Origin of the sequence: Sciscionella sediminilitoris (assembly GCF_000737195.2) — a bacterium.
Taxonomy (GTDB): Bacteria; Actinomycetota; Actinomycetes; order Mycobacteriales; family Pseudonocardiaceae; genus Sciscionella; species Sciscionella sediminilitoris.
Map to the genome: position 1 here is coordinate 12,952 of NZ_JALM01000055.1, position 12,090 is coordinate 25,041.

Annotated in this window: 13 protein-coding genes and 1 pseudogene; 11 read left to right on the forward strand and 3 right to left on the reverse strand. The window is 68.2% G+C overall.

Annotation, left to right across the window (positions count from 1 at the left end; genetic code table 11):
- Positions 1-83 precede the first annotated feature (83 nt).
- The 4 genes from AD72_RS21670 to AD72_RS21685 all read left to right on the forward strand — a co-directional run bounded on the left by AD72_RS21670 (position 84) and on the right by AD72_RS21685 (position 3,962).
- Positions 84-806, forward strand: a complete 723-nt coding sequence (locus AD72_RS21670) for a GntR family transcriptional regulator (RefSeq protein WP_197285039.1) — start codon at positions 84-86, stop codon at positions 804-806.
- 852 nt (positions 807-1,658) lie between these two features.
- Positions 1,659-2,927 (forward strand): molybdopterin-dependent oxidoreductase, encoded by a 1,269-nt coding sequence (locus AD72_RS21675; protein WP_051898866.1) that lies wholly within the window; start codon positions 1,659-1,661, stop codon positions 2,925-2,927.
- A gap of 1 nt (position 2,928) precedes the next feature.
- The gene (locus tag AD72_RS21680; RefSeq protein ID WP_031468380.1) at positions 2,929-3,375 is read left to right on the forward strand and encodes a hypothetical protein; all 447 of its coding nucleotides are present in this window, start codon (positions 2,929-2,931) and stop codon (positions 3,373-3,375) included.
- A 5-nt stretch (positions 3,376-3,380) separates the two neighbouring features.
- A complete protein-coding gene (locus AD72_RS21685; protein ID WP_037346875.1) occupies positions 3,381-3,962 on the forward strand; it encodes a TIGR03086 family metal-binding protein in 582 nt (193 codons plus the stop codon).
- A 5-nt stretch (positions 3,963-3,967) separates the two neighbouring features.
- Here AD72_RS21685 and AD72_RS21690 read toward each other — a convergent pair whose 3' ends face one another.
- Entirely contained in the window at positions 3,968-4,774 is an 807-nt protein-coding gene (locus AD72_RS21690) for an SAM-dependent methyltransferase (protein WP_082469088.1), read from the reverse strand.
- Between the two features lie 195 nt (positions 4,775-4,969).
- On the opposite strand from AD72_RS21690, the gene AD72_RS21695 reads away from it, so the two are divergent.
- The 5 genes from AD72_RS21695 (at position 4,970) to AD72_RS21715 (ending at position 7,895) form a co-directional block, all read left to right on the forward strand.
- Positions 4,970-5,389: an SRPBCC domain-containing protein gene (locus AD72_RS21695; protein ID WP_031468383.1), complete on the forward strand. Its 420-nt coding sequence runs from the start codon at positions 4,970-4,972 to the stop codon at positions 5,387-5,389.
- Positions 5,379-5,726, forward strand: coding sequence for an ArsR/SmtB family transcription factor (locus tag AD72_RS21700; RefSeq protein ID WP_031468384.1), 348 nt, complete (start codon positions 5,379-5,381; stop codon positions 5,724-5,726). Before AD72_RS21695 ends, AD72_RS21700 begins: the two co-directional genes overlap by 11 nt.
- The gene (locus AD72_RS21705; protein ID WP_031468385.1) at positions 5,716-6,414 is read left to right on the forward strand and encodes a DUF899 family protein; all 699 of its coding nucleotides are present in this window, start codon (positions 5,716-5,718) and stop codon (positions 6,412-6,414) included. Before AD72_RS21700 ends, AD72_RS21705 begins: the two co-directional genes overlap by 11 nt.
- Positions 6,415-6,475: 61 nt before the next feature.
- Positions 6,476-7,312, forward strand: coding sequence for a class I SAM-dependent methyltransferase (locus AD72_RS21710; protein ID WP_031468386.1), 837 nt, complete (start codon positions 6,476-6,478; stop codon positions 7,310-7,312).
- 139 nt (positions 7,313-7,451) lie between these two features.
- A complete protein-coding gene (locus AD72_RS21715) occupies positions 7,452-7,895 on the forward strand; it encodes a hypothetical protein (RefSeq protein WP_031468387.1) in 444 nt (147 codons plus the stop codon).
- Positions 7,896-7,951: 56 nt separating this feature from the next.
- Here AD72_RS21715 and AD72_RS21720 read toward each other — a convergent pair whose 3' ends face one another.
- Complete coding sequence (locus AD72_RS21720) at positions 7,952-9,022, reverse strand: oxygenase MpaB family protein (RefSeq protein WP_031468388.1); 1,071 nt, start codon at positions 9,020-9,022, stop codon at positions 7,952-7,954.
- Positions 9,023-9,162: 140 nt separating this feature from the next.
- On the opposite strand from AD72_RS21720, the pseudogene AD72_RS21725 reads away from it, so the two are divergent.
- A pseudogene (locus AD72_RS21725) lies at positions 9,163-9,972 on the forward strand (DMT family transporter); the annotation flags it as partial.
- On the opposite strand, the gene AD72_RS35870 reads toward AD72_RS21725, so the two are convergent.
- Complete coding sequence (locus AD72_RS35870) at positions 9,934-10,857, reverse strand: slipin family protein (protein ID WP_082469089.1); 924 nt, start codon at positions 10,855-10,857, stop codon at positions 9,934-9,936. The pseudogene AD72_RS21725 and the gene AD72_RS35870 sit on opposite strands and share 39 nt — an antisense overlap.
- A gap of 157 nt (positions 10,858-11,014) precedes the next feature.
- Here AD72_RS35870 and AD72_RS21735 point away from each other — a divergent pair, with 157 nt between their 5' ends.
- A complete protein-coding gene (locus tag AD72_RS21735) occupies positions 11,015-12,061 on the forward strand; it encodes an NAD-dependent epimerase/dehydratase family protein (RefSeq protein ID WP_031468391.1) in 1,047 nt (348 codons plus the stop codon).
- Positions 12,062-12,090 lie beyond the last annotated feature (29 nt).

Sequence of the window (12,090 nt, forward strand, 5' to 3'; positions counted from 1 at the left end):
GAGTCGACGGTCTGATGGAGTGAGACGCCGTTATCGTGACGACACCAAGCAGCGCTCGAGCAGGGACAGGGTGAATCCAGGACGTGGCACGCAGGAAAGCGTCAGTACCGGGGGAACCGAACGGCCCGGTGGCCGCCGCGGTCGGCAGCCGCCCGCCCACCAGCCGGGCCGACTACGTGCACACCGTGCTGCACAAGGAGATCCTCGACGGCACCCTGCAACCGGGAACCCCCGTGCTGCAGGACGAGATCGCCGGACGCCTCGGGGTCTCCATCACCCCGGTCCGCGAGGCACTGCGCCGCCTGGAAAGCACCGGACTCGTCACCTATCAGGCGCATTACGGCGCCACCGTCACCGAACTCAGCCCGGACGCCCTCACCGAGCTCTACCAGCTGCGCGCCGCCATCGAAGGACTCGCCGCCAATCTGGCCGCGAACCACATCACCGGGGACGACCTCACCGAACTCCGCGCCATCCACGCGGAGATGCGGTCCGCGCAGCAGGCCCACGACACCACGGCACTGGCCGAGGGCAGCAGGCGGTTCCACGCCACCATCGCGCACATCGGCGGGCCCGCACTGCTTGCCAGGCACCTGGCCGGGCTCTGGGACAGCTACCCGGTTCCGCACACCGCATCCGTGTGGCAGTTCGAGGATGTGGCCGCCCGGTGCGTCGCCGAGCACGAGAAACTGATCGAGGCGCTGGAGAACGGGGACGGCGCGGCGGCCCAGCAGCTGATGGAGGACCACATCGCCGGTGTTCCGGAGGACCGGGAGACACACGACCTGTCCGGGCCGCCCTGCTGAGCGTGGTTCAGCCGCGCTCGGCGAACACCACCCGGCGCGTGTGGTGCAGGTGTTCGCGCACCAGGTCCTGAGCCATTCCGGTGTCCCGCGCAGCGACCGCCTCGGCGATGCAACAGCTTGACCTCCGCGGCCGGAACGCTTGAGCGACCGTCTGCGTTGCGCAGCTCACGAGCAACCTCAGCGACCAGTTCGCGCATATCCAATACCAGGTTCACCACGCCCTCCGCCGCCACGGTTCAGCCCACCGCCGCCACGGTTCAAGGGGGAAGTTCAATCGACGCCCTGGCGCGGAAATACCTCATCGAAGCCGTGACCGGGCGAGAACGGTGAATGCCCGGTATTCGGGTGGGGTGATTCCCGCCATTCACCAGAAAATCGCCCGAACGTGAACCGCGCTTTCCAGCCATCGGATCGAGGGATGCCAAACGACTGCGAGTAGCTTTACGCAGGGGCGTTTGGCACGCTGATCACGGTCGTCGTGAACTCGTCCCCAGCGACCCGCCACGCACGAAAGACCGTCGGAGACCGTCGCCCAGTTTCACCAGTCGCGAGCTGACCCGATGCCGTGGCTGCGGCATTGGGGATCGGCCACACCGCGTTTCTTCAGCACCGCCAACACGTTCATCCGTACGCCGACAACGCAAAGCCGCAGCCTACACAGCGCGGCTGACACAGACTCAAGGTTCTCGATGAACCGGTTCAGCCACTCCTGACTCGACAACGAGGTTCGAATCGCGAACCGGCCGGGCACATCTTGCGGTTTCCTTACCGTGTGCCCGCGAACACTGCCGCGCAGCCGTGGAATGCCTACAGTTCTCGGTGTCCAAGCGATTCCGGTGATACGGGGAAACGATGTCGGCGAAAACGCGGCGGTGGCTGCCATCCGGGCGCGGGCCCGCGTGGCGCAGCCCGTTGCGCGGGCCGTGGCTGACCTCGTTGTTCGGCGCGGTCCTGCTGGCGACGCTGCCGCTGGTGATCATCACCGGTCTGCTGGACTACATCGCCTATGGGCCGCGGTTCGGGCAGGCGATTCCCGGGGATGTCGGCTGGCTGCATCTGCCGTTCTTCGATTGGCCGACCCGGCCGTCCTGGCTGTTCCGGCTGACCCAGGGACTGCACGTGCTGCTCGGCCTGATCCTGATCCCGGTGGTGCTGGCGAAACTGTGGTCGGTGATCCCGAAACTGTTCCAGTGGCCACCGGCGCGCTCGCTCGTGCAGCTGCTCGAACGGTTGACGCTGCTGTTGCTCGTCGGCGGGATCCTGTTCGAGATCGCCACCGGCGTGCTCAACATTCAGTACGACTATCTCTTCGGGTTCAGTTTCTACACCGCGCACTATTACGGCGCCTGGGTGTTCATCGCGGGTTTCCTCGCGCATGTGGCGCTCAAGCTGCCGAAAATGGTGCGGGCACTGCGATCCCGCTCATTGCGCAGCGAACTGCGCACCTCCCGCACGGACACCGAGGCTGAACCACCCGACCCGGACGGACTCGTGGCACGGGCTCCGCACAAGCCGACGATGAGCAGGCGCGGCGCGCTCGGGCTGGTGTTCGGCGGTTCGGCACTGCTCGGCGTGCTGAGCGCGGGCCAAACCCTCGGCGGGGCCACCCGCTCGGCGGCAATTCTCCTGCCACGCGGGCGAAACTACGGTGCTGGGCCGAACGACTTCCAGGTGAACCGCACGGCGAACGCCGCCGGTATCACGTCCGCCGAAACCGGTGCGGACTGGCGACTGGCCCTCTCCGGCGGCGGCGCGCCGCTGCGGTTCGACCGGTCCGCGCTCCAGGCGATGCCCCAGCACACCGCCGAACTCCCGATCGCCTGCGTCGAAGGCTGGTCGACCACCCAGACCTGGAGTGGCGTACGGCTGCGCGATCTCGCCGCGCTCGCCGGGGTACCCGAACCGGCATCGGCACTCGTCAGTTCCGTGGAACGGGCCGGATTCAACCGCGTGACGCTGCAGTCCAACCAGGTGCTCGATCCCGACTCCCTGCTCGCACTACGGGTCAACGGTGCGGTACTCAGCCCCGACCACGGCTTCCCCGCGCGGATCATCGTGCCCGCGCTGCCCGGGGTGCACTGCACCAAATGGGTCCGCTCGATCGAATTCCGGAAACCGTGACATGCGGGCGAAAACGATCCGCGGCGCACACCTGCTCATCCTGCTCGCCAGCCTCGCACTGGCCGGGTACACCGCATCCTTCGTACTCGGCGACCCGCTCGCCCTGATCATGCTCGTCTGGTTCCTCGGCGCGGTCATCGGGCACGACCTGATCCTGTTCCCGATCTACGCGCTCGCCGACCGGGCCACGAGCCTGCTCGCGAACATCGCGCCGGTTTCCCCGCTGAACTATGTGCGGGTCCCGGTGCTCGGTAGCGCGCTGACCTTCGTGCTGTTCTTCCCCGGCATCATCGAACAGGGCGCGCCGACCTATCAGGCCGCCACCGGACAGACTCAGGAGCCCTATCTCGTGCGCTGGCTCATCCTGGCCGGTGTCCTGTTCGCGACGAGCGGGCTCTGCTACGCGATCCGGTTGTATCGGAGCCGGGTCGGGGGTTCAGTGGGGTGATGGAGATGAACGCGCACGAGGTCCTGGCGGATTACCGGGCCGCGCAAGACTGCTTCGAAACCGTCCTGGCCGAGGTGCCGCCGCGGGACTGGGACGCCCCCTCGGAGTGCGCGGAATGGAGCGTGCGGGACGTGGTCGGCCACACGATCTGGGGCCTGGAACTCGTCCGGCACCTGGCGACCGGGCAGGACTACCTCGATCGCACCGGCAGCCCCGGAAGCGAGCGACCGGGCGAGCTCGCCGGTGCGGATCCCCGCGACACCTGGCGAGGCGCACGTGCCGCGCTCTCGCTCACCGTGACCTCCCTGGGGAATCCCGCGCCGTCTGCCTTCGTCGCGGCGCACCCGGACGCACGGCTGCGGGAATTCCTCGGCGTCGTCACCCTGGATTTCCTCGCGCACAGCTGGGATATCGGGCACGCCATCGGAGTTCCGGTAACCCTGGACACCGGTTTGCTGCGGCGCACGGCACCGGTGGCGCGGGCGATCGTCGTCCGCGCCACCGGCATGTTCGCCCCGCGGGCCCCGTGCCCGGACGGGGCCGATGAGCAGACGCGCTGGCTGGCCTTCCTCGGCAGAAAGGCCTGACCGGATCAGGGTTTGCGGCCGACGCCCGCGTAGACCCCGGACTTCTCCGGTTCGGTGTCGGTCTCGGTTTCGTCCGGCCGCCATTGCGGAGTGAACACCAGGCCCGGTTCGATGAACTCGAAGCCGTCGAAGAACGGTTCGATCGCCGCCTTGCTGCGCAGGGTGACGGGGTTGGCGGTCTTGCGGTAGGAGTCCCCGAAGGCCTGCAGATCCGGCCGGTTGTCGGTGGTTCCGTGCGAGATGGCCAGATAACTGCCCGGGCAGAGCGCATCCCGGTACCGGCCGAGGATGGCCCGCGGATCGTCCTCGTCCGGGATGAAATGCAGGATGGTGCACATGATCAGCGCGATCGGTTCGTCGAAATCCAGCAGTCGCGTGGTGACCGGGTCCTCGAGAATCGCGGCGGGTTTCCGGAAATCGGCGGCGACGATGTCGGCGTTCGGGTTGTCCGCGAGGATCCGCTTGCTGTGCATGACCGCGACGGCCTCGTTGTCCACGTAGACGACGCGTGCCTCCGGATCGGTTTCCTGGGCGATCTCGTGCACATTGCCCACCGTGGGGATCCCGGAACCGAGATCGAGGTACTGGCGCACCCCGAGGGCGGACAGTTCCCGGACCGCGCGCCGCAGGAACCGGCGGTTCAGCGTGGCCACGTACTTCACATCGGGCAGCAGCTGCTCGGCCTGGTGCGCGAACTCCCGGTCCACCGCGAAGTTGTACGCGCCCCCGAGGTAGTAGTCGTAGACCCGCGCCGCGTTCGGCCGATCCAGATCCACATCCAGCTCGGCCCACTCGTCGTCGATGCCACCCACTGGTCTCACAGCCCTTCCATCCTCGGCCCTCACGGCAGCAGCACCCTACCGCACCGCGCGAACCGGGAAACCCTTGTCCTATCAGGGATTCCCAACTACTCCGAAGGAGTGAGGCAACTTGCAACTCATCCTTGACGCAACTGACTGGTTGCCATAGTGTAGCAACCAATCAGTTGCCATACAGTGGAGGTGGCCATGGGATTCCCCGATCGCATCGAACGGACCGTCGAGCTGGCACATCCACCGGAGGTGGTGTGGCGGGCGCTCACCACGGCCGAAGGGCTCGGTACCTGGTTCGGGGACGAGTCGGCGCGGATCGAACTGCGCCCCGGCGGCACGGCGCGGCTGACCTGGAGCCACGGCCATGCGGTGGACATGGTGGTGGAGCGGGTGGCGGAACCGCGGGTGTTCGCGTTCTCCTGGCCCGCCTCCGACGGCGAGAACCCGGTGCACACCCATGTCGAGTTCACCCTCGAACCGACGGGCTCCGGGACCCGGCTGACCATGATCGAGACGGGGTTCGCCCAGCTGCCCGGCCAGGAGGCTTATGAATCACACACCGAGGGATGGACCCGCGAACTCGGCGAACTGGTCGACTATCTGAATGCCGCATGACACCGAGGCGATCGCCGAACAGGTCTTCATCGCCCTCGCCGATCCGAGCCGGCGCGCCATCCTGACCGCGCTCGCCGCGCACGGCCCGGCCACGGCGACCGATCTCGCCGAACGGCTGCCGATCACCAGGCAGGCGATCGCCAAGCACCTGAACCTGCTGACCGAGGCCGGACTGGTCACCGCCGAGCCCGGGGAACGGCGCCGCGTGCGCTATCGGCTGTACTCGGCCCCGATGCGGGTGGCACAGCAGTTCCTCGCGGCGATGGCCCGCGACTGGGACGGCCGCCTGGACGCACTGCGCGAACACCTGAACCGAGGAGAAAGCCATGACGAATGACGCACTGCCCCCGGTGGTCGACCGGGCCACCTGGCAGGCCGAGCGGGATGCCCTGCTGGACCGGGAAAAGGCGCACACCCGCGAGGGCGATGCGATCGCGGCTGCCCGGCGGCGGCTGCCCATGGTGGAGGTGGACCCGGAGCTGTCGCTGACCGGCCCGGACGGCCCGGTGCGCCTGGTGGATGTGTTCGAGGGCCGTACCCGGCTGATCGCCTATTTCCACATGTGGCACACCGGAAAACCGGCCGCCGAACAGTGCGAGGGCTGCACCTTCTACAACAGCCAGATCCGCGAACTGTCCTATCTGCACGCCAGCGACGTCACCTATGCCACCTTCTGCCAGGGTCCGTACGCGGAAAGCGTGCGCTATCGCGATTTCCTCGGCCTGGACATGCCCTGGTACTCGGTGCTCGACAGCGCGGACGAACTGCTCGCCGGGCGCGGGCCGTTCCTGCTGGCGAGCTATCTGCGCACGGGCGAGCGGGTGTTCGAGACCTACGCGACGAGCGGGCGCGGTGTCGAGGTGATGGCGCCGAGCTACGGGCTGCTGGACCTGACCGTGTACGGCCGCCAGGAGAACTGGGAGGACTCCCCCGAAGGGTGGCCGCAACCGTTCGGCGCGGGCGGTCTGGAACGCACCGGCGGCCGCCCCACCGCGCAGTGGTCCCGCCTCGAATCCCGGCGATGACCGGAATCGCCGCCGTAGGATGAGCCGAGGATACGCGGTTCGGCGAAGGGCGGGGAATGTCATGACCGAGGTCCCGGACAGCACCGCGGTCCGCACCGCACTGTGGCGGGCGCGGCACCTCGAATCCGACGCGCCGCCCCCGGTTTTCACCGACGAGATCGGCCTGCGGCTGGCCGATCCCGAGCCGGACTGGCGCGACCGCGCGGACATGGATCCGGTCACCACGAGCGGTTTCCGGGCGGGCATGGTCTCCAGGGCCCGGTTCGTCGAGGATCTGGTCACCGAGCAGGCCGAACGGGGCGTGCCGCAGTACGTGATCCTCGGCGCCGGGCTGGACACCTTCGCGCAGCGGCGCCCGGATCTCACCGCGCGGCTGCGGGTCTTCGAGATCGACCAGCCGGAAACCCAGGACTGGAAACGGCGGCGGCTCACCGAACTGGGCCTGCCACACCCGGAGTTCGTTCCGGTCGATTTCGAAGCCGGGGAATCCTGGCGGGAACGACTGGTGACGGCGGGGTTCGACGCGGAGCGCCCCTCGGTGGTGGCCGCGACCGGGGTCGTCATGTACCTCACCGAGGACGCGATCGAGGCCACACTGCGCGAGATCGCGCGCCTCGCCCAGGGGTCCGTGCTGGCGTTGACCTTCCTGCTGCCCGTGGAGCTCGCCGCGGCATCCGAACGGGCACTCATCGAGCAGGTGGTGCGATCCGCGCGCACCTCCGGTACTCCGTTCCGCAGTTTCTTCCGGCCGACCGAAATGCTCGCCCTTGCCCGCGCCGCCGGGTTCGCCACGGCGCACCACGTGTCCTCGGCCGAACTGACCGAGCGCTACTTCGCGAACCGGGCGGACGGCCTGCGCCCGACGAGTGGCGAGGCGTTCCTGCTCGCGGAAACCTAGCGCGAACGCGGCGATGCCACCCAGAGGAAAGCGCCGTTAGCCCGAACGTGTGTCAAGACCTTACGTGAACCCTGCCTTGTTGGTAAGAATCTCACCGTCAGTTGGCCGGTGTCATTCAACGGAAAGCACGAGGGTGCACATGAACGAAGTGAAGTCGACCAAGCGTGGCCGGGCCGTCGCCGCCGTGGGAACCTCCCTGGTGGTGTCGGCGCTGTCGCTCGGTCTCGGCGCGGCCCCGGCCTCGGCGGCGGGCGCGAGCGCCAAGAGTGTCTGCTCGGGTTCGGCATCCGGCGCCCTGCTCAAGTGGGGACCGGTCTCCAAACAGTGCTCCTACACCAGCCCGGCCAGTGGCTGGAAGGGCAAGCTCAAGGTCTCCTGGAAGGTCCAGGAGAGCACCAACCAGTACGCGTGCGTGCAGGCCAGGATGGGCAAGGCCAAGAACCCGGACAAGTGGCAGTCGGTCGGCTGCGGGCAGTCCGGTTCCGGCTCGGTCAAGTGGCCGGCGAACAGCGCATCGAACCTCGAGGTCCGCGCCCAGGCGCGGCCGAACTCGCCGTTGGTCAACGTCGACTACTCGATCTGAACAGCCGAGGGAGCGCCCCGTGGCGCTCCCTCACTCAACTACCGTTCCCTCGCTCACTACGCGGTGGAGCCGAGAATGGGCTCCGATTCGCGAATCCCCTCATCGCTGCGCCGCTTTCCGGCCAGCGCCCGTTCCGCCTGACGGGCGCGCAGTTCGAGGTGCGCCGTGGCGGGTTCGGTGTAGCCGTAGCGTTCCCGCGCCTGGGCCGGGGTGAGGGTCTCCGGATTGCGGGGCGGCACACCGAGCAGCACCGGCGCGACGACCGAGACGGTGCTCGGGGACAGCACACCCAGCATCCGGAGCTCGGACTTGCGGTTGAGATGGGCGAGGGCGAAGGTGATCCTGGCCAGCGGCCGCACCAGCGCGTCCATGGCGCGGCTCTGCCGGATCCCGCCGAGTTCGCGCATCCACCGCGGCATGGTGGCCACGGTGGCCTTGCGCAGCGCGAACGCGATGCCCTTGGTGACCGGGCGGAACACGGCGGGCAGTTTCGGCAGCATGACATCGGCCTGCAGCAGGTGGTTCATGGTGTCCTTGGCGACCTGGGAACCGACCAGTTGCGGGCGCATTTCCTCGAAGTACTGGCGAACCTCGGCGCGGTTGCGGGGAATGTGCTCCCCCGCGCAGGTCTGCAGTTCGGCGGCGACGGCGCACTCCTGCCAGTAGCGCAGCTCGTCCTGCTCGGAGAGCTTGCCGGGGCCGTAACGCTCGTAGGCGTAGAGGATCGAGTGCCACGCGGTGAGGTGGATCCACAGCTGCGAGCGAGGATCGTTGGCGTCGTACTGCCCACCGGAGAGCGGTTCGATCCCCACCGCCTTGGAATGCACCTTGACCAGCACATCGGCGGCCTTGGAGGTGGCCCTGCTGTCCCCGAAGGCGACCAGGGCGAAGTAGCGCAGGGTGCGGTCGTAGCGGGTGCGCGGCCGGTCCCAGATCGCGTGAGTCTCGTCGACGGAGGCGACCAGCGCGGGATCCAGTTCCTCGACGACCACCGCGCGCTGGAAGCCCACGGTCAGCGAGGTCGGATAGCTCCACACCCGCCAGGTCACCGAATCCGGGCCGAAGAATCCGTAGTCCTCGGCGGGCTCGACGGTCTTCCGGTTCGGGACAGCGACTGACCGTGCCATGAGCATCTCCTCTTCGAGCTACCTACTGACGAGTAGGTAGCGTAGCAGGGTTTCGGCGGATCGGGCATCCCTCGCGCGGAGAAGATTCCCCGTCCGGAACACGCCAGCACCCGGCGGCCGAGATGTAGTTCGCTGCACCGATGCGGACGCGGAACATCGCCGGCCAGTTCGTCCTGCTCGCGCTGGCCTGGGGAACGAGCTTCCTGTTCATCAAGATCGGCCTGCGCGCGCTGAGCCCGGCGCAGGTGGTACTGGCCAGGCTGGTCTTCGGCGCGCTCGCGCTCGGCACGCTGCTACTGGTCACCCGCAGGCCGGTGCCCCGCGAACCACGGGTCTGGGCACATCTGACGGTGGTGGCCCTGCTGTTGTGCGTGCTGCCCTTCCTGTTGTTCTCCGTGGCCGAACAGCGGATCTCCTCCGGGCTGGCGAGTATTCTCAACGCCACCACCCCGCTGCTCGCGCTCGCCTTCGCCGCAGCGTTCGTCCGGGGTGAACGGATCACCAGGGACCGGGGCATCGGGCTCGGCCTCGGGTTCGCGGGCGTGCTCACCATCATCGGGCCGTGGCACGCCTTCGAGGGCGGTGACCTGCTCGCCGAGCTGGCCTGCCTCGGCGCGACGACCTGTTACGGCCTCGCGTTCGCCTATCTGCGCCACTTCTTTGCCGGGCGCAGTGTTGCCGGGCGCGGGATGGACGCCGCCTCGCTCGCCTTCGGTCAGGTGCTCACCGGCGCGGTGCTGATGCTGCTGGTCACCCCGTGGCTGGCGAGCACTCCGATCACCGGGCTCGATCCGGTCGTGGTGCTGAGCATGCTCGCCCTCGGCGCGTTCGGCACCGGCTTCGCCTATGTGTGGAACAACAACATCGTCGCCGCGTGGGGCGCGGCGAACGCCGCCGCGGTCACCTATCTGTCACCCGTGGTCGGCGTGCTGCTCGGCGTGCTCCTCCTCGACGAGCCGTTGAACTGGAACCAGCCGCTCGGCGCCGTCCTCGTGGTCCTCGGCATCCTCGCCGCGCACGGCCGCCTCCGCCTCCTGCGCGGGAGTGGATTCCTGCGCAGTCGCTGAACCGGTCGACTGTTCGAGGAACCGGAGCAGTTCGACCGGGAAGGGCAGCACGAGCGTGGAGTTCTTCTCCGCGGCGACCTCCACGACGGTCTCCAGCAGGCGCAGCTGTAAGGCGGACGGGGTCGAGGCCATGGCTTCGGCGGCCTGGGCCAGTTTCGCCGAGGCCTGCAGTTCGCCCTCCGCGGAGATCACCCGGGACCGGCGCTCCCGCTCCGCCTCGGCCTGCCGGGACATGGACCGTTTCATGGTCTCCGGCAGCGAGACGTCCTTGATCTCCACCCGGTCGATGTGAATACCCCAGCCCAGCGCCGGGCTGTCGATCATCATCTCGAGGCCCTGGTTGAGGTGCTCCCGGTTGGAAAGCAGATCGTCGAGCTCGCTCTTGCCGATGATGGAACGCAGCGAGGTCTGGGCCACCTGGCAGATCGCCGAACGGTAGTCCTCCACGTTCACGATGGCCTGCCAGGGATCGGTGACCTGGAAATAGATGACCGCGTCCACCCGGACGGTCACGTTGTCCCGCGTGATGCCGTCCTGCGCGGGCACCGGCATGGTCACCACCTGCATGTTCACCTTGTGCAGCCGGTCCACCCCGGGGATCAGCACGGCAAGGCCGGGACCGCGCACCCGCTGCAGGGTGCGGCCGAACCGGAACACCAGTCCGCGCTCGTACTGCTTCACCACCCGCAGGCTCGCCCCGAGCGCGCACAGGCCGAGGACGATCAGCGCACCGAGCAGACTGATGATCGTGACAATCACAGCACTCATAGCCACTCACTCCCAACAAACGAGGAATGCGCGTCTCTGACGGTACTCCTGTCGGCGCGGTTCGCACCCCGGAAACGATTCATCGTAATTCTTTCGATTCCCTGACATCCGGTTCGGATGCGCTGTGCGGGCGGGCGTATCCGGTTAGCTTCCGGATATGCGAGTGCTTGTCACGGGCGGGGCGGGATTCATCGGTTCACACATCGCGGATCTGCTCGCCGAATCCGGCCACGAGCCACTGCTGCTCGACTCCTTCGCCGAGCAGGCACACGGCGGCCGGGTGCCCGGGTACTGCGCGCGGCACGAGCTGGTGCGCGGTTCGGTCACCGATGCCGCGCTGCTGCGCGAGCTGCTTTCCGGCGTGGACGCGGTCAGCCACCAGGCCGCCGTGGTCGGGCACGGTGTCTCGGCCGCCGATGCGCCGGATTACGCGCTGCACAACGATTACGGCACCGCGGTACTGCTCGCGGCGATGTACGAGACCGGGGTGCGGAAGCTGGTGCTCGCCTCCTCCATGGTGGTCTACGGCGAGGGCCGCTATCACTGCGCACGGCACGGGATCGTCACCCCGGCCGCGCGCGCCGAGGCCGATCTAGCGGCGGGCAGCTACGATCCGCGCTGTCCGGACTGCGGGGCCGGACTGGAGTCCCGGCTGGTCCCCGAGGACGCCCCGGTGCGCCCGCGAAGTACTTACGCGGCAACGAAACTGGCGCAGGAGAACCTCGCGACGGCCTGGGCCGTGCAGACCGGCGGTAGTGTGTTCGCCCTGCGCTATCACAATGTGTACGGGGCACGAATGCCGCGGGACACCCCGTATTCCGGGGTCGCCGCGCTGTTCCGGTCCGCACTGCGCGAGGGAAAACCACCGCGGGTGTTCGAGGACGGCGGGCAGCGGCGGGATTTCGTGCACGTCACCGATATCGCGCTGGCGAACCGGCTCGCCCTGGAAACCGAGTCAGGGCACGGGGAATCGGTACCGCTGAACGTCTGCTCCGGGGATCCGCACACGATCGCCGAGATGGCAACGGAACTGGCCCGTGCCTGTGGTGGACCGGCACCCGAGATCGTCGGCGGCGCCCGGGCGGCCGATGTGCGCCATGTGGTCGCCGATCCGGAGCGCGCGCGGCGGCTGCTCGGGTTCCGCGCGCGGACCGGATTCGCCGAGGGAATCGCGGATTTCGCGCACGCCCCGTTGCGCGGCTGAGATATCTGCGTGGCTGAGGTATCTGCGTC